The 23,525-nt window shown below is 47.1% G+C and carries 18 protein-coding genes; 16 read left to right on the top strand and 2 right to left on the bottom strand.

Annotated elements, in window-relative coordinates:
- The first annotated feature begins 233 nt into the window (after nt 1-233).
- The 5 genes from M0415_RS04250 (at nt 234) to M0415_RS04270 (ending at nt 6,406) form a co-directional block, all read left to right on the top strand.
- On the top strand, nt 234-1,859 hold the full coding sequence (locus M0415_RS04250; RefSeq protein ID WP_249555437.1) for a phosphoethanolamine transferase: 1,626 nt from the start codon (nt 234-236) through the stop codon (nt 1,857-1,859).
- Nucleotides 1,860-2,013: 154 nt separating this feature from the next.
- On the top strand, nt 2,014-3,042 hold the full coding sequence (locus M0415_RS04255) for a GGDEF domain-containing protein (RefSeq protein ID WP_249555435.1): 1,029 nt from the start codon (nt 2,014-2,016) through the stop codon (nt 3,040-3,042).
- Nucleotides 3,043-3,282: 240 nt separating this feature from the next.
- A complete protein-coding gene (locus M0415_RS04260) occupies nt 3,283-3,717 on the top strand; it encodes a MarR family winged helix-turn-helix transcriptional regulator (protein WP_249555433.1) in 435 nt (144 codons plus the stop codon).
- A gap of 56 nt (nt 3,718-3,773) precedes the next feature.
- Complete coding sequence (locus M0415_RS04265; protein ID WP_249555431.1) at nt 3,774-4,829, top strand: HlyD family secretion protein; 1,056 nt, start codon at nt 3,774-3,776, stop codon at nt 4,827-4,829.
- Nucleotides 4,826-6,406, top strand: a complete 1,581-nt coding sequence (locus tag M0415_RS04270) for a DHA2 family efflux MFS transporter permease subunit (RefSeq protein ID WP_249555429.1) — start codon at nt 4,826-4,828, stop codon at nt 6,404-6,406. Before M0415_RS04265 ends, M0415_RS04270 begins: the two co-directional genes overlap by 4 nt.
- A gap of 125 nt (nt 6,407-6,531) precedes the next feature.
- Here the strand turns inward: M0415_RS04270 and M0415_RS04275 are convergent, their stop codons facing one another.
- Nucleotides 6,532-9,246 carry an acetate--CoA ligase family protein gene (locus M0415_RS04275; RefSeq protein ID WP_249555427.1) on the bottom strand — a complete coding sequence of 905 codons (2,715 nt, stop codon included), beginning with the start codon at nt 9,244-9,246 and terminating at the stop codon, nt 6,532-6,534.
- A gap of 275 nt (nt 9,247-9,521) precedes the next feature.
- On the opposite strand from M0415_RS04275, the gene M0415_RS04280 reads away from it, so the two are divergent.
- From M0415_RS04280 to M0415_RS04325, 10 genes are read left to right on the top strand one after another with little or no spacing between them, the layout of a single operon-like run.
- Nucleotides 9,522-10,658, top strand: a complete 1,137-nt coding sequence (locus M0415_RS04280; protein WP_249555425.1) for a methyl-accepting chemotaxis protein — start codon at nt 9,522-9,524, stop codon at nt 10,656-10,658.
- Nucleotides 10,659-10,672: 14 nt separating this feature from the next.
- Nucleotides 10,673-10,966, top strand: coding sequence for an STAS domain-containing protein (locus M0415_RS04285; RefSeq protein ID WP_011717171.1), 294 nt, complete (start codon nt 10,673-10,675; stop codon nt 10,964-10,966).
- Nucleotides 10,967-12,664, top strand: a complete 1,698-nt coding sequence (locus tag M0415_RS04290) for a SpoIIE family protein phosphatase (protein ID WP_249555423.1) — start codon at nt 10,967-10,969, stop codon at nt 12,662-12,664.
- Nucleotides 12,665-13,030 (top strand): response regulator, encoded by a 366-nt coding sequence (locus tag M0415_RS04295; RefSeq protein WP_011622857.1) that lies wholly within the window; start codon nt 12,665-12,667, stop codon nt 13,028-13,030.
- Nucleotides 13,031-13,048: 18 nt separating this feature from the next.
- The gene (locus M0415_RS04300) at nt 13,049-15,163 is read left to right on the top strand and encodes a chemotaxis protein CheA (protein WP_249555421.1); all 2,115 of its coding nucleotides are present in this window, start codon (nt 13,049-13,051) and stop codon (nt 15,161-15,163) included.
- A gap of 14 nt (nt 15,164-15,177) precedes the next feature.
- On the top strand, nt 15,178-15,690 hold the full coding sequence (locus M0415_RS04305; RefSeq protein WP_011717167.1) for a chemotaxis protein CheW: 513 nt from the start codon (nt 15,178-15,180) through the stop codon (nt 15,688-15,690).
- 5 nt (nt 15,691-15,695) lie between these two features.
- The gene (locus tag M0415_RS04310; RefSeq protein WP_249555419.1) at nt 15,696-17,669 is read left to right on the top strand and encodes a methyl-accepting chemotaxis protein; all 1,974 of its coding nucleotides are present in this window, start codon (nt 15,696-15,698) and stop codon (nt 17,667-17,669) included.
- Nucleotides 17,670-18,500: a CheR family methyltransferase gene (locus tag M0415_RS04315; protein ID WP_220053219.1), complete on the top strand. Its 831-nt coding sequence runs from the start codon at nt 17,670-17,672 to the stop codon at nt 18,498-18,500. It abuts the gene before it with no gap.
- Complete coding sequence (gene cheD / locus M0415_RS04320; protein ID WP_011717164.1) at nt 18,501-19,121, top strand: chemoreceptor glutamine deamidase CheD; 621 nt, start codon at nt 18,501-18,503, stop codon at nt 19,119-19,121.
- 3 nt (nt 19,122-19,124) lie between these two features.
- Nucleotides 19,125-20,180: a protein-glutamate methylesterase/protein-glutamine glutaminase gene (locus tag M0415_RS04325; protein WP_249555417.1), complete on the top strand. Its 1,056-nt coding sequence runs from the start codon at nt 19,125-19,127 to the stop codon at nt 20,178-20,180.
- A 166-nt stretch (nt 20,181-20,346) separates the two neighbouring features.
- Here M0415_RS04325 and M0415_RS04330 read toward each other — a convergent pair whose 3' ends face one another.
- Nucleotides 20,347-21,978, bottom strand: a complete 1,632-nt coding sequence (locus M0415_RS04330) for a diguanylate cyclase (RefSeq protein ID WP_249555415.1) — start codon at nt 21,976-21,978, stop codon at nt 20,347-20,349.
- Nucleotides 21,979-22,331: 353 nt separating this feature from the next.
- Between M0415_RS04330 and M0415_RS04335 the strand changes: the two genes are divergently transcribed.
- Nucleotides 22,332-23,486, top strand: coding sequence for a DUF1570 domain-containing protein (locus M0415_RS04335; RefSeq protein ID WP_249555413.1), 1,155 nt, complete (start codon nt 22,332-22,334; stop codon nt 23,484-23,486).
- Nucleotides 23,487-23,525 lie beyond the last annotated feature (39 nt).

Raw genomic sequence — 23,525 nt, forward strand, 5'->3', positions numbered from 1 at the left:
AAGTGTCGCGATTAGCACCGAGCAAGTCCCTATAGGTTGGGGAGCAAAAAACGGTCGAATTCATTCAGGTTCGGCCGTTTTTTTAATCCGTATTTTAACTTGTTAATAATATTAATAATTTTATTGAGTGAGCCAAGGTCAGTTGCTAAGATGACATTCATTGTTAGGCATAAGATTACCTTAAGAAAACTAAGTTAGCTTCGGCCCACTATTTATTTGAGAGACCATTACCAGTGCTGACGAGATTTAAAACCCTAACTGTGAATCGCTTCACCTTCCTCACCGCATTATTTTACGTTTGCGTTTTTAATATCCCTCTCTTTGAAGTCATCAAAAAAGGCATTGAAAAACAACCTGATGTGGATCCGATCTTCATCGCCACTATGCCGCTGTTTTTAACCTTTGCACTGAGTTTTGTGTTTTCACTGTTTACGGTGAAATACCTAGTAAAACCCTTTTTCATCATTCTGACGCTGCTGTCATCGAGCGTGTTTTTTGCGGCGCTAAAATACAATGTCGTGTTCGACTACGGCATGATTGAAAACACCTTTCAAACCAACAGCGCTGAAGCCTTGATGTATGTGAACTTTGCTTCCATCCTCAACATGCTGCTCACGGGGATTTTACCCGCCTATTTAATTTACAAAGCCAATATCCAATACAAGCCATTTTTCAAAGAGTTGCTGCATAAAGTCTTGTTTATGCTGGCGATGCTAGCGGGGCTTGGGATTATCGCCTTCTTCTATTTCCAAGATTACGCCGCCTTTGGCCGCAATAACGATGAGATCAAGCGTTATATCGTGCCGACTTATTTTATTGGTGCGGCAGCTAAGTACATCAATGTGCACTATTTGCAAACGCCGATTGAATACCAACAACTGGGTTTGGATGCCAAAAATGTTACAACCAATGCCAACGGTAAACCTAACCTGTTAGTGCTGGTGGTAGGCGAGACTGCCCGTTCGATGAATTATCAATACTATGGTTATGATAAACCGACCAATGCTTACACAGAGGGCCAAGGCTTGATTGCCTTTAAAGATACCCATTCTTGCGGCACAGCCACAGCGGTCTCGCTGCCTTGCATGTTCTCGCGGATGGGACGTGAGGATTACGATTCTCGCCGCGCCTATGCCCAAGACACGGCCATCGATGTGTTAAATCATGGCGGGATTAAAGTACAGTGGTTTGATAATGATTCGGGCTGTAAAGGGGTGTGCGATCAGGTTGAAAACATCACTATTGACTTGAATAGCGATCCAGAACTCTGCTCGGGACAATATTGTTTCGACCAAGTGCTGCTCAATAAACTCGATGAAGCCTTAGCCAATGCGGAGCAGAAAGACACTGTGATAGCCCTGCATGTGATTGGCAGCCACGGGCCGACGTACTTCCTGCGCTATCCGCCTGAACATCGTAAATTTACGCCGGATTGCCCGCGTAGCGACATTCAAAACTGCAGCGCCGAAGAGCTGATGAACACCTATGACAACACGATTTTGTATACCGATTACATTATTAGTGAAGTGGTGAATAAGCTTAAACACCAACAGGCTAAGTTTGATACCGCCATGTTCTATGTGTCGGATCACGGCGAATCTTTGGGTGAGAAAGGTATGTATCTGCATGGCGCACCTTACAGCATCGCGCCGATTGAACAGACCAGTATTCCTATGCTGGCCTGGGTGTCGGAGGATTTCAGCCAAGACAACCATTTGAATATGGCATGTTTGGCCAAAGAGGCCGAGAAGGGCGGTTTCTCCCACGACAATCTGTTCGACAGTCTGCTGGGATTAATGAACGTGCAGACCCAAGTGTATCAGCCTAAGTTAGATATCTTTGCTCGCTGCCGCAGCTAAGTTCAGCGAGCTGGTGAATACATAAAGGAGGATGGCAACATCCTCCTTTATTTTTTGCGCCTTATCATAATAATTATTGTGTCCCGTATCCAAATCGAAGCAGTTGAGTTAACTTAAGTTATACAAAAAAATAACAACCTTGGGTGCGCGACTCATGTCATCTCCTGCTGCCACTAAAGAACTCGATTCAGCGGCGCAAATTTTGCGTTTAGCCGTGCCACAAATGTCGGCGCTCGATATTCCGGTTACCCCAGAGAATTACACGGTTTGGTATGAGTATTTTGCCCAGACGAATCTCGATTTAAATCGTGCTATCGATGGCTTTCTGGCGAATAAAGTGGTGTTCACTAAGGAAGTGAATACCAGTCTGTACAAGAATTTTATTCAAGAAAAATCCCCCGAAGTTATCGAGAACGTTCAAATCGAAACTCAAATATTGATCAACTCGTTGATCAGTAAAATTACTCAGATAAATCAGGGAACGGAGGCCTTTTCAAGCACGCTGGCGGACTTTGGCCTACAGCTACAGACTAAACCGGATGTGTGCACGCTCAATCAGTTAGTGGATGGGGTGATTGATGAAATGCAAAGTTTACTCGTCAATAACCAAACCATGGAGCAGAGCCTGAGCGCCATGGGGCAGGAGGTACAAAACTTAAAGACCGAAATGGAAAATTTAAGTTTGGCGGCGATGACGGATCAACTAACCTCGCTGCATAACCGCCGCGCCTACGAGATTGCGATTCAAGATCATATTCACCGCGCCGAGCAGCAACATACCCGTTGCAGCTTATTACTCATTGATATTGACCGCTTTAAAGTGTTTAACGACAACTATGGTCATCAAGTGGGGGATAAGGTGTTAGCCTATGTAGCGCTCGCCCTCAAACAATGTGTGCGGGGGGATGACTTTGTCGCTCGCTATGGTGGCGAAGAATTTGTTGTGTTGCTGCCCAATACCCATTTCCACGATGCGTTGCAGGTGGCCGAAACCCTAAGGGAGCGGATTTCTGAGCGGCGCTTAGCCATAGGTAAAGATAAAAAACTCTCCTTGGGCGCCATTACTGTGTCTATCGGTTTAGCGTCTTTGCAGGAAGGCGATGATGCCGATACCTTGTTTAGCCGAGCGGATAAAGCCTTATATGAAGCCAAATCCGATGGGCGCAATTGTGTCCGTGGTTAGGTTTTACCGTAAAGCGTTAGGTCATACACGCCCTTAACTTATTCCTGTGCATTTAAGTGCTTTGAGTCAGATAGTCTTTGGAATCACTCGATGAACAAAGATTAATGCTCTATTTGATCAATAGCTTAACCCTTAATGTCGTCTGACTTTGCATTTTGTTACCTTTGTTGATTGTGCTGGCAATTGCTTTACATTCGATGTCATCCATATAATAAGCAATGCTTACTATGTGGATAGCTTATGAAAACCTCATCAAATACCCTAGGCGCACTCTTAAGTGATATTACCCGCATGATGCGCCGCGTGTTCCAAGAAACCTACAGGCCCACGGCGGACTGCTCGCTGACGTTATCGCAGGCAAGAGCCTTATTACATATCGCCCGCAACGAAGGCCTTAAGCAGATTGAGCTAGCGGATCGCCTCGAAATTAAACCTATCACGGCCGCGAGATTAATTGATGTGCTGTGTGACGCAGGCTTGGTTGAACGCAGACCCGATGCCAAAGACAGACGCGCTTTTCAGTTATTTTTGACGGAGGCGGCCGCGCCCCATTTAGCGGAAATGGAACGTGCCGTGACGATTGTCTACGCCCAAGCCTTTAAAGGATTCGATGAAGCCGAGTCGGAGACTGTTATCAGGCTGTTATCGCAAATCCATAAAAATTTTTCAGCTTAATCAAAGCTGATAACCCATACCCGTGATAGACATTTAGTGAAGTTGGAGTTGTTGTAATGAGTGACGCAAATCCTCAAGCACCTAAAGCGAATATGCGTAAAAAGCGCGGCGTGTTACTGATTGTGGTGCCGCTGTTATCCGTGCTGGCCATAGGTGCGGTTTACCTGCATGGCGGCCGTTATATGGAAACCGATAATGCATATGTGAAGGCGGATAAAGTGCCCGTAAGCGCGCAAGTGGCTGGGAATGTCGACAGCTTGTATGTGGTTGAAAACCAAAGGGTTGAGAAGGGGAAAGTGTTGTTTCGCCTCGACGATGCCATGTTTAAGGTGATGGTCGATAAGGCGAGTGCCAAATTGGCACAGGTCAAGACGGATTTAGCGGTACTCAAGGCGAGTTACCATGAGAAGCAAGCCGAAATCACTCTGGCAGAGACCAAGTTAGCCTTTGCGGAGAAAGAGCAAAAGCGGCAGGAGAATTTGATCGGTAAACACTTTGTGTCTGAATCTCAGCTTGAAGATGCAAGGCAAAATACCGATATTGCGCGGCAGAATATTCAGACCCTGCAAAAAGACTTACACCGTATCGCCGAAAGCTTAGGTGGCAGCCCCGATTTTCCGATTGACCAACATCCCAGCTATTTAGAAGCCTTAGCCCAATTAAATGAAGCCAAGCTTGATTTAAGCCGCGTGGAGATTAAAGCCCCAGTATCAGGCGTCGTCAGCCAACTGCCAAAGCTTGGACAATATGTGAATGTTGGCGCCATCGCTTTAGCGCTAGTGGCCGATCATGCCCTCTGGATTGAAGCGAACTTCACCGAAACCGATTTAACCCACGTCAAACCCGGACAAAAGGTCAATATCCATATCGATACCTTTCCCGATAATAGCTGGCAAGGTACGGTCGAGAGTTTAAGTCCGGCAACGGGCGCTGAGTTCTCGCTGATCCCTGCGCAAAATGCAACCGGCAACTGGGTGAAAATCGCCCAGCGCGTTCCGGTGCGGATTGCCATTGATACCGCGCTGCCCGAGGCGCCGCTGCGCGCCGGATTAAGCGCCGTGGTGGATATCGATACTGAATATCAACGTCAGTTGTTGGGTTTTAGTCTGTGAGTCAGCAAGTGATGGCTGGGCAAGGTAATGCCCAAGCTGAGCCCATTAACGCGAGCGGTGCTTTGCAAATCGATACCAAAAAGCCCGAGCAACATCTTGGCTTTATCACCCTTTCGGTGATGCTAGCGACCATTATGCAGGCGCTGGATACTACCATTGCCAACGTGGCCTTGCCCCATATGCAGGGCAGCATGGGGGCGACTCAGGATCAGATCTCTTGGGTGTTAACCTCCTATATTGTGGCCGCGGCGATTTTTATGCCGCTAACGGGGTTTTTAACCGCTAGGCTTGGGCGTAAACGGGTATTTATGTGGGCCGTTGTGGGCTTTACGATTGCCTCTATGCTGTGCGGCGCAGCGCAAAACCTTGAGCAAATTGTGTTATTTCGCTTATTGCAAGGGGTGTTTGGTGCCAGCTTAGTGCCATTATCCCAATCGGTATTACTCGACAGTTACCCGCCAGAGCGCCATGGTTCGGCCATGGCGCTTTGGGGTGTGGGTGTGATGGTCGGGCCGATTTTGGGACCATCCCTCGGTGGTTGGTTAACTGAGTATTACAACTGGCGCTGGGTGTTCTATATCAATCTACCCTTTGGGCTATTAGCCTGGTTTGGTCTTGCCGCCTATGTGAAAGAAACGCCGCTGGACCATAGCCGTAAGTTCGATTTACTCGGTTTTGCCATGCTGAGTCTGGCCATTGGCGCCCTGCAAATGTTGCTCGATAGGGGAGAATCCCTCGATTGGTTTTCCAGTCGTGAAATTGTTATCGAAGCCATAATTGCTGGCATGGCGTTTTATCTGTTTATTGCCCATATCTTTACCCATAAACATCCCTTTATTGAGCCTGGGCTGTTTAAGGACAGAAACTTCAGTGTGGGGCTTATCTTCATTTTTATCATTGGGATTATTCTGCTGGCGACCATGGCCTTACTGCCGCCGTTTATGCAGAACCTGTTAGGTTATCCTGTGATTGATGTGGGCTACTTGCTGGCGCCAAGGGGCGTCGGCACTATGATCGCCATGATGACTGTGGGTAAGCTTGCCGGTAAAGTGGATGTGCGTTACCAAATCTTTTTAGGTTTGATGCTCACCATTTTGTCCCTGTGGGAGATGACGGGCTTTAACACCAATATTACCGGCTGGGACATAGTGCAAACTGGGGTTATCCAAGGCCTTGGCTTGGGCTTTATCTTTGTGCCACTCTCGACCATTACCTTTGCAACCTTAGCGGCAAAATACCGTAATGAGGGGACTGCGCTCTTTAGTCTGATGCGAAATATCGGCAGCAGTATAGGGATCTCCGTGGTGATCACCTATCTTGCCCAGCACACACAGATGAATCATGCGGCGTTTGCCGATTACATTCATCCCTTTAGTTTTGCGCTCAAGCACGCCGTTGATCTTCATGCCGTTGATTTATCGACGACACAGGGCATAGCCTTACTCAATGCCGAAGTCAATCGTCAGGCGGCGACCTTGGCCTATTTGCAGGACTTTAGGTTAATGATGTGGGTGACGTTATCCGCCGTGCCCTTAGTGTTTTTGCTAAAAGGCGTGCATAAAAAACCAAAGCTATGAGACGAGCAGTAAGTTGGAGTTGAGGGTATCACGCTAGCGATAAATGCATGATCAATTGAAAAACGCCGCACTCAAAAGATGCGGCGTTTTTTTATTGTGTCCAGCGGAGCGAAGTTTGCTTCGCGCTATTGACTCTTATTGGCGTTGGGCGCCTTAAGATCCATATGCATTTTGATCAAATGTTCTTCCATATCGAAGGTAACCTTAAAGCCTAAGCTCTTGGCAAGGCTTGCCATATTGCGGTTTTCAAACATGGTAAAGCCCGTTAGCACTGGGGTGTCATTGGCTTGATAGTATTTAATCAATTTTTCGAGCAGTAATTTACCCAGCCCAATACCTTGGTGATCGCCCCGTACCGCCATGGCAAATTCGGCTTCGGTATTGTCGGGATCGATGGAGGCCCTGACCGCACCTAGGGTGATGTCATCACCGTCCGGTCCCTTGGCGGTGGCGATAAACGCCATTTCGCGGGCATAGTCGATTTGGGTCAGTACCGCCATTTCCTCGTGGGTCATCTTAGAGCGCACGCCAAAGTAGCGTTTGTACCTGTCTTCATCGGAGAGGGAATTATCAAAGGCCAAATGCTTGGGCTCATCTTCGGGCAGGATCGGACGCAGCATGACCTTAAGGCCATTTTTAAGCTCGGCAAATTCCTCTAATTCCTTGGGATAAGGCATGATGGCAAGGCGTGAGGTGTTATCGGTATTGGCATCGTGCAGACGGATATTCACATCGAGCAAGGTGATGTTTTCTCCCGCCGCCAGCACAGGGTTAAGATCTAACGAAGCTATCTCTGGGCAATCGATGATGATGTGGGAAATTTGTGTAAGCATCACGCATAGGGCGTTCATATCCAGCCCCAGTGGTAAATGCCTGTCCTTTAATTTATGGGTCTTTAAGGCTTGGATCACCATGTAACGGGCCAGCGCCATATTGAGTGGCGGCAAGGCGACCGCAGCATCTTGAGTCGGATCCCACTCCGAGCCGCCTTCACCTAAACAGATGGCCGGACCGAAGACGGGATCGCTAATCACGGCGACCCGAATTTCCTGCGCGCCCGCAGTCAAGGCCATCTTCTGCACTATCATGCCCTCGATAATTGCATCGGGATTGGCCTGATGTACCCGCTGGGTAATTGCGTTGGCAGCATGGCGAATGTCTTCCGCCGAGGTGAGGTTAAGCATGACGCCGTGGACATCGGATTTATGCAAAATATTCGGCGATTGCACCTTGAGCGCGAGGGGATAACCCGCCTCATTGGCAATAGTGACGGCCTCATCGGCGTCTTTGACAAACCAAGTGTCGATAGTATTGAGGCCATAGGCGCGCAAAATCGGGCTGGCTTCGTGGGTTTCGAGTACCGCTTTGCCCTTGGCCTGCGCGGCTTGCAGCAGTTTGCGTGCCGTTTGGCTGTCGGTCGGAATATTGTCGGGGATCGACTGCGGCACTTCCTGCAGCAGTTTTTGGTTACGGCGATATTCCACCATATGCATAAAGGCGCCGACCGCACCTTCGGGAGTGCGATAGGTGGAGATACCGCCCTTGGTAAAGCGTTTGCGGGCCTGATAGGCTGAGTCTTCACCGCTCCAGTTGGTGAGGATATTTAAGCGGTTTTTCTTCGGATGCGCGTGGATCACTTTAATTAAGGCATCGGCAATCTCGACACTTTCGCCAAGGGCGGAGGGCGAGTGCAACACCAAGATTGCGTCTAATTCTTCACTATCCATCAGGATATTGAGTGCGCTGGCGTAACGGCTGGCGTTGGCATCGCCGATAATATCGACGGGGTTTTGCTTCGACCACGTATTGGGCAGCATGGCATCGAGTTTGGCGATGGTCTCTTGGGATAACTCCGCCAGTTTACCACCGCGTAGAATAAGCTCATCGACGGCCAATACCGCAGGCCCGCCACCATTACTGATGATCCCTAATCGCTCGCCCTGCAATGGATTAGAGTGTGCGAGGCTTTCTACCGCGGCAAAAAGTTCAATCAAATCATTCACCCGCAGCATACCTGCGCGCCTAAAGGCGGCTTCGTATACGGCATCGTTACCGCCAATGCCACCCGTATGCAATTTGGCTGCACGCACTCCTTCGGCGCTGCGGCCGGATTTAATCACTAATATGGGCTTATTGCGGGAGGCGGCGCGGGCGGCGGAGAGAAAATGGCGTTTTTCATTGACCGAGTCGATATACAACATGATGGCGCTAGTGCGGCTATCACGGCCGAGGAAATCCAGTAATTCATCGAAGTTAATATCGGTGGCATCGCCAAGGGAGATAAAGGATGAAAAGCCAATACCTTTGTTGTTGGCCCAATCCAGTACCGTGGTACAAATCGCCGCCGACTGCGACACAAAAGCAATTTTGCCGGGCAGGGCGCTGGCATGGGCCAAACTGGCATTGAGCCCTAACGGCGGCAATAACATGCCCAAACTATTGGGGCCAAGGATACGCATGCCGTAGCGTTTCGCATGTTGCATGGCTAAGTCGAGCAGGCTGACACCTTCTTCATTGACCTCCTGCGCCATGCCGGATGCCATGATAATCGCCACCTTACAGCCGAATTGGGCCAGGGTTTCGACGATGGCGGGCACGCGACTGGCACGGGTACAAATAACCGCCAGATCGGGCTTTATCGGCAAAGCTTCAATATTGGGATAGGCAAGCACCCCCATTACTGCGCGGTATTTTGGCGTCACGGGCATAATGGGGCCAGAGAATCCGCTGGAGAGCAGGTTTTTCATCAGCACATTACCGGCGCGTTTCTCACTATTGGAGGCGCCAATAATGGCTACGGATGTGGGTTTAAATAAGGAGTGTAATGTACGTTGACTCATAAATGATCCCATCCCAGTCGAAGACAACGCCAGTGTAACCTAGGCTTTGCAGGCTGCACAGCTAAGTTTATGTATCCACTAGACAAGTCTATGAGTTAATCAGCCATTCGCCTGATAAAAAAAGCCGTTCTACTGATTTATTTAGCGCCAAATCACGATTCGTACAATTTTTGCGCACGCCGTGCTGATTTGAACGAAAAAAATCAGTTAGTCGTTTGAAAACCCCTGAATATGAAACTACTTTTTAATCACAGATCAATAATTGCGAAGTCTCTATGACATACAAGGATGGCATTGTTGCAGTGTTTGCAGCAGTAATAGGATATTTTATCGGCAGCTTAGTCAGTTTTACGCTGAGTACCTTAGTTGCCGTGTTTATCATGCTCGGTTGGCAATTCTATCGACAATCCTCAGCCTCTCAACCCATACCTCACTCCTTTGCCACTTCCCCTGCGAGCGGCGACTGGCAAGATCAGCTTAATCTCTATCAAGAAGTGTCAGTGTCATTAAAGACCTGCGAGCAGAGTATCGACGATGTGCTGTCGGTACAGTCGGATGCGGTTGATTTACTCGGTGGTGCCTTCGATGGCTTAGGTAAGTTAATGCACGAGCAAAGCGAGTTTATCTCGGCATTGGTTCATAGCGCCGATGATGAAGAAATCTTTCACTCAGAGCAGATGAAGCTATTTGCCAATAACACCTCGATGACGCTAGAGCGTTTTATTCAATCGACCATTGAGATGTCTGCTTCCAATATCGATCTGCTCGAAAAGGTCAATGTGATTTATGAATCTATGCCTCAGGCGATGAAGGCACTCAAGGATATAGACCAAATCTCTTCGCAAACCAATCTATTAGCCTTAAATGCGGCCATTGAAGCCGCCCGCGCGGGCGATGCAGGCAGGGGCTTTGCCGTGGTGGCCGATGAAGTGCGCGCCTTGTCTAATCGCAGCGCAGGCTTTAGCGAAAGTATTCAAAAGCAATTACACGCCATTCAAGTGCAAATCGAGCAGCTTACCCATCAAGTGAGTAAAGTCGCTGCTCAGGATATGTCTTACATTATTGAGGCAAAAAAAGATCTGGATACTGCACTGGAGCAAATCATTGTTAAAGCAGAAAAAGATGCCGCAGTGATTGATAGAATCGATGCCTCTGCCCATGAGTTGGAAAGCGCCATTGCAGACGCAATTCGTGGCTTGCAATTTAGCGATATCACTTCCCAAAGTTTGATTTACACCAATCAGACGCTGCAACATTTGCGGGAGTCCTTAAATAGTGTCACCGCGATGTCGCCTGAAGAGTTCGACGAGCAGTGTGATGGTCTGGTATCTCAGATTAGTGGTCGGCGTAAAAATACCCATAACCCAGTATCAGCAAGCCAAATCAGTTGCGGTGAAATTGAGCTTTTCTAAATAGGGACATTGTGATGGCTAATATTTTCTACATCTCTTTGCCGGAACGTTTTGATTTTTATCACCATAAAAAATTCACCAACGATTATCAAAAGGCCTTTCTCGAAGAGGACATTAAGCATTTAGTGCTGGATTTTAGCCGTGTGCTTTATATTGATAGCTCGGCCCTTGGAATGATGGTGTTGCTGCATCGAAAAGCATTGGAGCGACAGATCAGCACGGCGATTCGAGGTTTGCACGGCCAAGCGGAAGAAATTATCAACATAGCTAATATGGGTCGTTTGTATCTTGTCGAACGGGATGTATAAGTGCCTAAAAGCCAACGCTATATTTTGGTCATTGAAGATGACCTAGTGACAAACCAAATTATTACCGCGTTTATTCACAGTAAAGGTTGGGGGGTGATCACTTGTTGCAGTTTAGAAGAGGCCAGTGAGGAAATTTACCAGCAGAATATTGAACTTATCTTATTAGATTATTTTCTACCCGATGGTTCGGCTTTAACGCTATTAGAAAAATTAAGATATTGCGAGTCACCAGTACCAGTGATTGTGATCAGCGCTGATAATGAGTATCAAAAAATATTATCTTGTTTTAGATTAGGCGCCCTCGATTACATTATTAAACCAATTAATTTAGAGCTATTTTGGCATAAAGTTGAAGGCCTGCTCGCACATTTTTCCTTAGAGAAACAAGTTAAGCAACAACGCTCTATTTTAGAAAAGATGCTATATCAAAAAGCCCGCGAAGAACAAATGGCGAGGCACTTATTTGAGCATCTGGTCAATATCGGTAATGTCACTTACGATTTTGTCAAAACGTTTACTCAAGCCAGTGCCAATTTTAGCGGCGATATTATTCTCAATACCGTGGGACCTAACGGTAATTTCTTTTTAATTATAGCCGACTCCACTGGCCATGGTTTAAGCGCTGCCATGCCGATTTTACGGGTGGCGAATACCTTTAGAGCCATGGTGGCGAAAGGCTTTAATTTGGTGAGTTTGATTTATGAACTCAATGCTAACGTGTATGAAGACAGCCCCGGCGACCGTTTTGTTGCTGCTATGGTATTGGAAGTCGATTTCTTTAAGAATCAAATACATCTTTGGAATGGCGGCATGCCGGATGCACTGCTTTACCAAGATGAGTTTGAGGGTTCAACCGGGCATAGCGAGCTGGACCATATACAAAGATATCGCTCTAAAAATATGGCGCTGGGTATTTTATCGCCTAGTTCGTTTATCGCTAATATTGCTACATTCCCGATCCCTAAAACTGGCCGAATTTGTCTACTCAGCGACGGTTTAATCGAGCAACAGAGTAAAGGCGGTGTTTTTTTTGGCATGGATAGCGTGATTTCACTGCTGAGTTTTTACGGCCGCGATTTAACCGAGCACCTTAAAGCAAAACTCAAAAGTATTTTTGAACATGAGATAACCGATGATATTGCGGTGTGTGTACTCGATTTTGAGTTATTAAATAACTGGTATCGAGAACGAGAACATAAATCGAGTCAAATATGCATGAAAGGAGAGTTTGCCTGGGCGATAAAAATGATGGGGTCAATGCTGTTAAATGTCGATTATTTAAATTCACTGAATCAGTTTTTGAATATTTTTGGGTTTTCTACTACGTTTAGTCAGAGGGTATTTACTGTTGTTTCTGAGTTAGTTACCAACGCAGTAGACCATGGTGTGCTTAAGTTAGATTCGCGACTTAAAAATGATCCCGAGAGCTTTGAGCTGTACCACAGTATACGTGAAGGCAGCATAGACAAACTGATCGCTGCTGACTGGGTTAAGGTCGAGCTTGAATGGCATGCACAGTTAAATGAACTCAAGATTATCGTGTCCGACAGTGGTGAGGGTTATATCCCCAAAGAACAGGCAGCATCAACAGATTGGTTTCAAATTTCGGGTCGTGGGCTTTTATTAGTCAAGTCTCTTTGTAAGAGCTATGAATTAGTGGCTCCAGGAAATAAAACTAAAGTCATAATGGAATTGTAAATGAGCAAAAAAATATTAATTGTTGATGACTCGGCCGCGATTAGACAGATGGTCGAGGCGACATTAAAGTCGGCCAATTACCAAGTCGTATTAGCAAAGGATGGCCGTGAGGCCCTAGATTTATGCGGCGGACAACGATTCGATTTTATTTTGACGGATCAAAATATGCCTCGTATGGACGGCTTAACCTTAATCAAATCCCTTAGAGGCATGTCGGCCTTTATGCGCACGCCGATTGTGATGCTGACCACTGAAGCCGGTGAAGATATGAAGGCCCAAGGTCGAGCTGCTGGCGCCACTGGATGGATGGTCAAGCCCTTTGACCCCCAAAAGTTATTAGCTATCACAGCCAAAGTGCTGGGCTAACTTAGGTCGGGGTGTGCTATGTCCATTAATATGGCAGAGTTCCATCAGGTTTTTTTTGAAGAAAGCCACGAACATCTTGAAAATATGGAGCAATTGCTCCTTGCATTAGATTTAGCCGCCCCCGATCCCGAAGAACTAAATACCATCTTCCGTGCCGCCCATTCGATAAAAGGGGGCAGTGGCATTTTTGGTTTTACCGCGCTGACCAGCGTGACCCATGTAATGGAGAATTTGCTCGATAAAACCCGAAAGGGCACGTTTGAGCTGTCATCCACCGTCATTGATCTCTTGCTTCGTACCGTCGATACCCTGTCACATATTTTAAATCTCTATCGAGAAGAAGAACCTATCGATTGGCAACAAGTGGAGTTTGCTAAGAACCAGTTAGTGGCGGCGCTAAATGGTGAGCCATTTTCGACTCAGGCGGCTAAGGTTGCCGAGACCGCTAACCAAGATGAACCTGCTGCGAAATCAACCAATTCGACGCTACAAGAAGAGGCGAGCTTTGGCTTTTTTGAAGATGAAGTCGAGCTGGGGCTGGTCGATGAACCTGAACATTTCGGCTTTTTTGACGAGGCTTATACCGCAAAGGAAATCCGTGTCGAGGATATTCATTCAAACGCTGCGGATTCAGCAACCCATGCTGCTGTGAATGACGATGAATTAGGTTACGGTTTTTTTGAATCACTGACAGCAGAGAGTTTTGCAAATGAGCTGGACGCATTATCAACACCCGCTAAGGATACGCAAGTAACCGATAAGCCGATAAATAAAACCTTGGTTGAACAATCTGACGCCAAAACGACTCGTTCAAAAAAGCCGCCTAAAGACAGTGCCCAACTTAAATCTCAAGCGACTACGGATGTAAAACTGGAGACGCAAACCCACTTAGCTTCATCCCCTGCGATGAATACGACATCAGCAACACCTGCTGCCTCTAGCCAAGTGGCGAAAAAGGCGAGCACATCGACTCAAGATGCCACTTTGAGGGTGGAAACCTCCAAGATAGATACCTTAGTTAATCTGGCGGGTGAATTGGTGATCACCCAATCCATGCTCACTCTTATAGGCAATGAACTGGGCGGTGAATTAGGTGAGCGGCTAAAAACGGCGCTCAATGAGTTAGAGCGCAATACTCGGGAAATGCAGGAAGCCGTGATGTCGGTGCGTATGTTACCCGTGTCGTTCGTGTTTAACCGTTTCCATCGTCTGGTGAGGGATTTGTCGGAGCAGCTTGGCAAAAATGTCACTCTGGTGATTGAAGGCGGTAACACTGAAATTGATAAGGGGATGATCGAAAAGTTGGTCGACCCTTTGACCCATCTCGTTCGCAACAGTCTAGACCATGGTATTGAAAAACCAGAAAAAAGAATCGCGGCAGGTAAAAGTGAGGTCGGTGTGTTGTCCCTTAAGGCGAGTCAGCGTGGCGGCAGTATAGTGATCGCCGTTCACGACGATGGCGGCGGTTTAAACCGCGAGCGCATTTTGCAAAAGGCCCGAGAGAATGGCATGGCACTGACTGAGAACATGACGGACAAGCAAGTATGGCAATTGATCTTTGCTGCGGGGTTCTCAACGGCTGCTGAGGTCACCGATGTCTCTGGTCGCGGCGTGGGTATGGATGTGGTGCGTAAGAATATTGAGGCCTTAGGCGGTCGAATCGATATTGATTCTGTTGCGGGCGAAGGCGCTACTTTCGAAATCCAGCTCCCCCTCACCTTAGCCATTGTCGATGGTATGAGCGTCAGCGTGGGCAATCAAATCTATATCTTGCCCTTAGTGCACATTATTGAATCGATACAGCCGCAAACTGAGCAGCTTAAATTTTTGGCTAAAGAGCGGTTACTCAGAGTACGGGAAGAATATTTACCCCTGCTAAACCTCTATCAATTAATGGAAATTGAACCTCAAGCCAAGACGCCAGAAGCCGGCATAGTGGTCTTGCTCGAAAGCAATAATAAACGCTTTGGTCTGTGTGTCGATGCTCTCGTCGGGCAACAACAAGTGGTGATCAAGAGCCTTGAAAAACACTATCGGCGGATCCCCGGCGTATCGGGGGCGACCATCATGGGCGATGGCAGCGTGGCCTTGATCCTCGATGTTGAATCACTTGCACTGCATATCAAAAATTAACTAAGGATGTCGCAATGGATAACCGCACGAACACGGCGAGTAAACAGGAATATAGCGTCCACGATGAGGTCGAGTTTTTAAGCTTTGTGCTGGGTGAAGAACATTATGCGCTCGACATTATGTCGGTGAAGGAGATCCGCGGTTATGAGCCTGTCACCAAAATTGCCAATGCGCCGAGTTTTATCAAAGGCGTGCTCAATCTCAGGGGCGATATCGTTCCGATTGTCGATTTAAGGATGAAGTTTGCCGTGGGCAGTGCGACCTACAACGAGTTCACCATCGTCATTATGTTGAATGTGTTTGACCGTATCGTCGGGATTGTCGTCGACGCGGTGTCGGATGTGATCAAACTCGCCGCCGAAGAAATTCTACCCGCCCCCGAATTTGGGGTGGCCTTCGATAGCCGTTACCTCAAGGGGCTGGCTACGGTAGAAGACAAAATGATCATTTTGGTAAATATACAGGCTCTGATCAGCAGTGATGAGCTGGGTCTAATTGATGCAAATAGTCTGTCTGATCAGGAGTAATCATAATGGGTATTTTCAATGTGTTTGGAAATGAAGAGGCGCGCCAGCAAAAGGAAGAAGAGCTGCAACGCTATTTCCAATTATTAGATAACAGCGGCAACAGCTTTATGATCGCCGACAGCAACCGCAATATTATCTACGCCAATAAAGCGGTATTGAATATGTTATCCGAGGCTGAGGCGGATATTCGCAAAGAGCTGCCGCAGTTCTCTGTGGCGAAGGTGGTGGGCAGTAATATCGATATTTTCCATAAAAATCCGGCCCATCAACGCAATATGCTCGAGCGCCTTACTCATTCGCACACGGCGCAAATCAGCATTGGTAAACGTATTTTCAAGCTGATCCTCACGCCCATTATCACTCGTGAAAATAAGCACTTAGGCACGGGCGTTGAATGGATTGATAGAACTGAGAGCATAGAGTCCGAGCGGGCGACGCAGCGCATTTTAGAGGCGCTGAATAATACCAGCACCAACGTGATGATTGCAGACGCCAACCGCACCATCATCTATATGAACCGCTCGGTGGAGTCGATGCTGCGCCAATCTGAGAGTGAGATAAGACAAGCGTTGCCGCATTTCTCGGTGGATAAAATTCTTGGCAGCTCAATGGATATTTTCCATAAAAATCCAGCCCATCAAGCCAGTCTGTTAGACAAGCTCGACCGTAAATATGAATCGCAGATTAAAGTGGCAAGTTGTCATTTCCGCTTAACCGCAAGCCCTATTATTTCTAAAACGGGTGAGCGGTTAGGCTCTGTCGTCGAATGGCTGGACCGCACGGTCGAAGTGCAAATCGAGCAGGAAATCTCGCGCATCGTCAATGCGGCTGCGGCGGGGGATTTCTCCCAACGGGCTGAGACGCAAGGTAAGCAGGGCTTCTTCTTGATGCTCGCCAATAGCCTAAACGCCTTAATTGAAACCTCTGATCGCGGTTTGCAGGATGTGGCGCGGGTGTTAATGGCGCTCGCCGAAGGTGATTTAACTACGCGTATCTATAACGATTACGAAGGCACCTTTAATGATTTGAAAAACTATTCAAATCAAACGGCTGAAAAGCTCTCTTACATGATAAGAGACATCCAAAAAGCCGCCGATACCATCAATACCGCCTCTTCAGAAATCGCCCAGGGCAATGCCGATTTATCGAGTCGTACCGAGGAGCAAGCATCGAGTCTTGAACAAACCTCAGCGAGTATGGAAGAGCTGACGGGCACAGTGAAGTTAAATGCCGATAACGCCAGTCAAGCCAATGCACTTGCCTCTAAGGCCGCTGACGTTGCCGTCGATGGGGGCGAGCTTATCCAGCAAGTGGTGCAAACCATGGCATCGATTAACGAATCGGCACGTAAGATCGCCGATATTATTGGGGTTATCGATGGCATTGCCTTCCAAACCAATATCTTAGCGCTTAATGCCGCGGTCGAAGCGGCCAGAGCAGGCGAGCAAGGCCGTGGATTTGCGGTGGTGGCCTCTGAGGTGAGAAGCCTAGCCCAACGTTCGGCCAACGCGGCCAAAGATATTAAAGCTTTGATCTCCGACTCTGTGACCAAAATCGAGAGCGGCAACAGCTTAGTCGGCAAATCCGGCGATACTATGAAAGAAATCGTCATCGCCATTAAACGGGTAAACGACATTATGGCCGAAATTGCCTCGGCCTCGAATGAGCAGGCCATCGGCATCGATGAGATCAGTAAAGCCGTGGTGCAAATGGATGAAATGACGCAGCAAAACGCGGCCTTAGTGGAAGAAGCTGCGGCCGCAGCCGAAAGCATGCAGTCACAGGCGCAGCAATTAGCCGACAGTGTGGCCAATTTTACCGTGGATGAAGACACCAGCGCTGCGCCCAAATCCGTGGCGAGCACCAAAAAGTTAGCGGTTAAGCAACCGCCATCGACAGTGACTCGCATGCCCGTGAAACCTAAGGCGATGGCGCCAAAGGTCAATAAAGCCGACCAAGACGAATGGGAAGATTTTTGATTGAGCGAACATCAACCTCTAGGGAAAGAGTTTGTTTTTACTGCGGCGCACTTTAATACGGTGAAGACACGGCTGTATCAATTTGCCGGGATTAAGTTAGCCGACAGTAAAGACGCTATGGTGTACAGCCGTTTAGTCCGGCGGATCAGGGCGCTGAAGTTAGCGGGATTTACCGCGTATTTCGAGTATTTGCAGGCAAACGAGGGTGAGCATCAGGAGTTTATTAATGCGTTGACCACTAATCAGACGGCATTCTTTCGCGAGCCGCATCACTTTGAGATTTTAAGGCAATATTTGCAGGCTCATCCGCATACCAAAAGGATCTGGTGTGCGGCCAGCAGTACAGGAGAGGAGCCTTATTCGATTGCCATGGTGGTTGCGGAGCATTTTGGCCGTTTTAACACTCCCATCGAAATCGTTGCCTCCGATATCGACAGTCGGGTGTTATACAAGGCGCAAACGGGGATTTACCCTATCGAGCGTATCGAGGCGGTGAGTGCCGAGCGCAAGAAGGCATTTTTTCAGCGTGGACGTGGGGCACAACAAGGCAATGTACGCGTGGTCCCTGAGCTTAAACAGATGCTGCATTTTACGCGGCTTAATTTGGTCGATGAGTTTTGGTCAATCAAGACGCCCATCGATGTGATTTTTTGCCGCAATGTTATGATTTATTTCGATAAAACAACGCAGGAAAGCATTCTTAAACATATGATGCTTTCCCTTGCCGACGATGGACTCTACATCGCTGGCCATTCGGAGAACTTTAATATGTTCCCCCAGATCATTAAGCCCGTGGGCCAAACAACCTACAAGGCGGTAAAGGGAGCTTGAGTGCCAAAACCGAATATTGAGTACCCTGTTATTGAGCCTAATCGGTATTTTGACCATCATTTTGGCTGTGACGCCGTAAAAATTCTACCAGGAGAATTCTACGCCACACGGGATCAAACCATGATAGTCACAGTGTTAGGCTCATGCATTTCAGTATGCCTCTATGATCCTGACTTAAGAATTGGGGGAATGAACCATTTTTTATTACCGAGTGATAACGGCAACAGTTCTGGGATATTAACCGATTCGGCCCGCTACGGTGTATACGCCATGGAGTTGCTGATTAACGAGTTGCTCAAACTCGGTGCGCGGCGCCGCGCCTTGGTCGCTAAAGTGTTTGGTGGCGGCAACATGCTCAACGGGATCACCGCCCATAATATTGGGGAGCGCAATGCGGAGTTTGTGCTCGAGTATTTGCAGGTGGAGCAAATTCCAATATTGGCAGCGGATTTACTCGATTTTTATCCTCGAAAAGTATATTTCTTCCCCGGGACGGGATTAGTCAAAGTACGAAAAATCAAAACGATGCATAACAGCACCATTATGGACAGGGAAAGTGAATATCGCCTACGGATCAGGAATTTGCCCAGTGGCGGAGATGTGGAATTTTTTGGTGACTAAGCGATGACGATAAAAGTACTAGTGGTTGATGATTCGGCACTGATCCGTAACTTATTGGGCAAGATGATCGAGGCCGATCCTGAGTTATCTTTGGTGGGCATGGCCGCCGATGCTTATATGGCCAAGGATATGGTGAATCAGCATCGCCCCGATGTGATTACGTTAGATATTGAAATGCCCAAGGTGGATGGGCTGACCTTTTTAGATAGATTGATGAAGGCCAGACCTACGGCGGTGGTAATGATTTCCTCATTAACCGAGGAGGGTGCCGATGCCACCTTCAACGCGCTAGGATTAGGCGCGGTGGATTTTATCCCTAAACCGAAATTAGACTCACCCCAAGATTTTAATGAATATCAAGATTTGATTCTGGAGAAAATTAAATCGGCGGCGAATGCGAAGCTGAAAACCCAACGCACTCAACCCGTTGCTGTGACTCCGCCAAGCCTAAAACCCACCCTTGCAAATCGCGTGATCAACACGCAATTGGTGGCAATTGGCGCTTCGACGGGCGGCACCGAAGCCATTTTATATCTGTTGCAACAGTTTCCTGCAGTCATGCCACCGATAGTGATCACCCAACATATGCCGCCGGGCTTTACCCGTACCTTTGCCGAGCGGCTAAATAAACTTACCCGTTTGAATGTTAAGCAAGCCGATGATGGCGAACGTTTATTGCCCTGTTATGTGTATATTGCGCCCGGAGATCAGCACTTAGAAGTGATTAAGGTCGGCGGTAGTTTTAAGACCCGTTTGACCCAAGGTGATAAGGTTAGCGGCCATCGTCCTTCGGTGGATGTGTTGTTTAATTCGGTTGCGGCGTGTGCGGGGGCCAATACCACGGCGGCTATCCTCACTGGAATGGGTAAAGATGGTGCCGATGGCATGGCAATAATCGACCAACAGGGGGGCAAAACCTTTGCTCAGGGGGAACAGAGCTGTGTGGTGTTTGGTATGCCAAGGGAAGCGATTAAACGCGGCATTATCCATCATGTGGTTGAACTGCCGCAACTGGCGGATAAGATGCTCAACTATTTAGCCTCGCTTAAGCGAGACTAAAAGCGCTTATAAATAGATTTTGGTCTTATCAATGGCAAATCACGCGCTATTTTGTCATTCCTCGTAACAGTCTTATTTGCACGCATCAGTTTCGTCACTTATGCAACTGATAGCCATAACACTTTTTAAAGCCATGCCTTTGATTAACTCGTTGATGCGTTAGTGCTTATTTTAAAGTGGTGATTAAACGGTTGCGTCCAGTTCGCTTCGCCTCATACAGATTTTTATCCGCCAGCAATAAACAATCTTGAAACTCATTACATTCGGTCGAGAAGGCCAAGCCACCGCTTAGGGTGACTTTAAATTCAGCGCCTTCTTCAACAAATACGATATGACTAAAGCTCTCGCGAATGGCATTAAGCTTGGCAATGGCTAAGGGCGCGGGTAGATCGGGCAAGACCAACATAAATTCCTCGCCACCGTAACGCCCCATAAAATCCACAGGACGTAGAGATTGCTGCAACAGATGGGCAAAGGCCAAGAGGACTTTGTCGCCGCCAGAATGTCCATAGGTATCATTTACTTGTTTAAAGTGGTCTAAGTCCAGCATGGCAATGCACACTGAAGAGTTGATACGTTTGGCGAGGTTATAACAGCGGCGTGCGGCAACCAGGATCTGAGTGTGGTTGAGTAGCCCGGTTAAGCTATCACGGCTGGCGGAGCTGCGAATATCATGGCCTCGCTGGGCGCGGGAAATCACTTGGGTCACAAACAGACTCGGCGCGGTTTGCTTTGAGATTAAATCGTCGGATCCCGCCTGAATGATGCTGACCTTGTTCTGCATGGTGTCGTCGGAGCTGAGCACGAGTATCGGACTCGAGCTGTACTTGTCTAATTGGCGGATCATTTTTGCCAGCTCTAAACCATTCACATCGGGCATATACAAATCAAAAATAAACAAGTCTGGCTCAAATTGCTCAAGGGTCGGCAGCACTTGTTCGGGTTTGGTCATGCCTTTTACCATTAGTCCATGACTGCGAAGTAGGCTGGAAAAATAATCGACCATGGATTGCTGATCGTCCACCAGCAGAATTTTAAGCGGCTGTTTTTCTGACATTTTAAGCCATTGGTGGATCTTGCGTACCAGTAGCGTGGTTTCGGCGGGTTTGACAAAATACTCGCTGACATTGGCGCGGATCGCCAGCAGTCGCATCTCGAAGTCGCCGCGGGAAGAGAGAACAAACACGCGGGTGTTATTTTTTTCAAATTCAGTCGCCGCCGTAAATAAAGCGGCCTCGGTATAATCGGGCAAGATAAGATCGAGTAAGACCAAATCGAAGGGCGAGGTATTTTGGATCCCCAGAAAATCGGTGAAATTTAAAAAATGCTGCACATTAAAACCAAACTCATGCAGCTGCTTCATTATCATCGCCCCGACATTACTGTCATCCTCCACAATCGCAATTCGATACTCATGCCGTGCTTTGGTGGGCTTATAGGGGCTTTGTTGCATTTGCGCTTCCACCACGGGTGCTGCGGGTTCACTACGCAGATTATTTTGCAGCAATTGATGGAAGAGGGTATCTAACCCCTTGATGACGGGCAGTTCTGGGGCTTGAGCGTCCAGTAGGTTTTTTAGCTGTAATTCGAGTTTATCGACGATATCTTTGGTTTCGGTTAAGCCGAAAGTTTCGCAGGAGCCCTTTAAATTATGCACCTCACGGTATACGGCCGACAGCATATGGCTTTGCCAGTTTTTCCGTAGAGATATCCATAAGGTAATGATTTGTTTCTTTTTATCTGGTAGTGCATGTAAGTACTGACGTTTTAATTGTTCTAAGGATTCTTCAAGACTCATAAACCATCACCATGATAAGAATTTATAGAATAAACTGGTGCACAGCTGGCGCGTATGCAATACCCCATAAGGTTTAATTCACCCAATTCATTGAGTTGTGCTTTGTGGTTGCTTTAAGAGTGTAAACCAAGGCAGAGAAAATGCGGGCAAAAACAAGTCTTGTATCGTGGATTATTTGTTTAGCGTTAGTGAGTACTATAGTGTTGCGTATTTTAAAATGTTGTAGCTTGTTCGCCGATCAAATAATTTATTGTTTCAAGTTATCTTTACATTCACTTTTTGGCGTAGTGAAGACAAAGTTCATAAATTAACTCGTTAGGTTTAACTAAATCAAATTGAAGGGAGTGGTGGCAATGGAAAGCCGCACAAAGCGTATTTTTGTAACGTTATTTTCAATGGCCATTATCGCTTTGTTAGTCGATTACTTTCACTACCAAGGCCGATGGAGTCGCATTGAGGCCAGCCAACTAGTGACTAACATTATGGAGCCCATTCACCATTACTGTTTAGCTAATCAATGGGACTGGTGTACGACATCAAAAGAGTTACCTTCCAATATGGGTCAAACAATACCTCAGATTGTGGAAAATGAGTCACATCAAATGGAGTATGGTGGATGTGATACCTTAGTTATAAAACAAGCGGAAGAGGCTCAGCAAAGTAGAGGAATATATACTTGGGTTGATGAAAAAGGGCAGACACATTTCTCCGATAGTAGCCATGCAATGAAGGATAGTCAGCTGACACATTATACCGAGCCACAATATAGTTTTGAGTTGAAAATAGATTCATTAGCTACGACCCCTCCGCCATTTTTTCGAGATCGCCACAGCGCAACGATTAAAGACATTGATAGTATTTACCGAAAATACTTACCCAAACGTCAGCTTCATCCAATCAAAGTCAACTTAATGTTGGCTGGAAACCTGTCAGCTTATAACAAATTAAAGGCTCGTTATGCTTCTCAAGTAGGGGCAAGCCAAGGATTTTATTCCGGTCAACATAATCTGGCAGCCGTATGGCATCGTGAAGATTCCCAAGCATTTAGAACTGCGATCCATGAGAGTGTTCATGTGATGAATGCTGGACAATTTGGTGATACGCCTCGCTGGTTAAATGAAGGACTCGCTGAGTACTTTGAATCTTCAGAATTCTTAGAAACCGTTGAGTTAAATACTCGATATGAATCAATTATTAACAATAATACTCGGAATAAGTCGAATATGGTTTTTGTGGATGATGAGGCTCATTTATCGATGGGACTTGTTGAGCTACTTGCTTCAGAACAAGATTGGCAAGGACAGAAGCAAGATGTACTCTATCAACATTCTCATAGCTTTGTTCGCTTCCTGTTTCACCATAAAAATGGCAAACAGCTGTTAAGAAAGTTATTTGAGCATCTTAGTGTGCAGCGTTGTGGAACTAAGAATGTTGACGAAATACTCGGCTCTTATCCAGGTGGGATCAATCAATTGAATAGAGATTGGCTGGGGTGGAGGCAACGATAGATGGGGCATTTTTACTATAGAAATTAGCCGTTCAACTAT

Origin of the sequence: Shewanella sp. 10B, assembly GCF_023475885.1 — a bacterium.
GTDB classification, from domain to species: domain Bacteria; phylum Pseudomonadota; class Gammaproteobacteria; order Enterobacterales; family Shewanellaceae; genus Shewanella; species Shewanella mangrovisoli.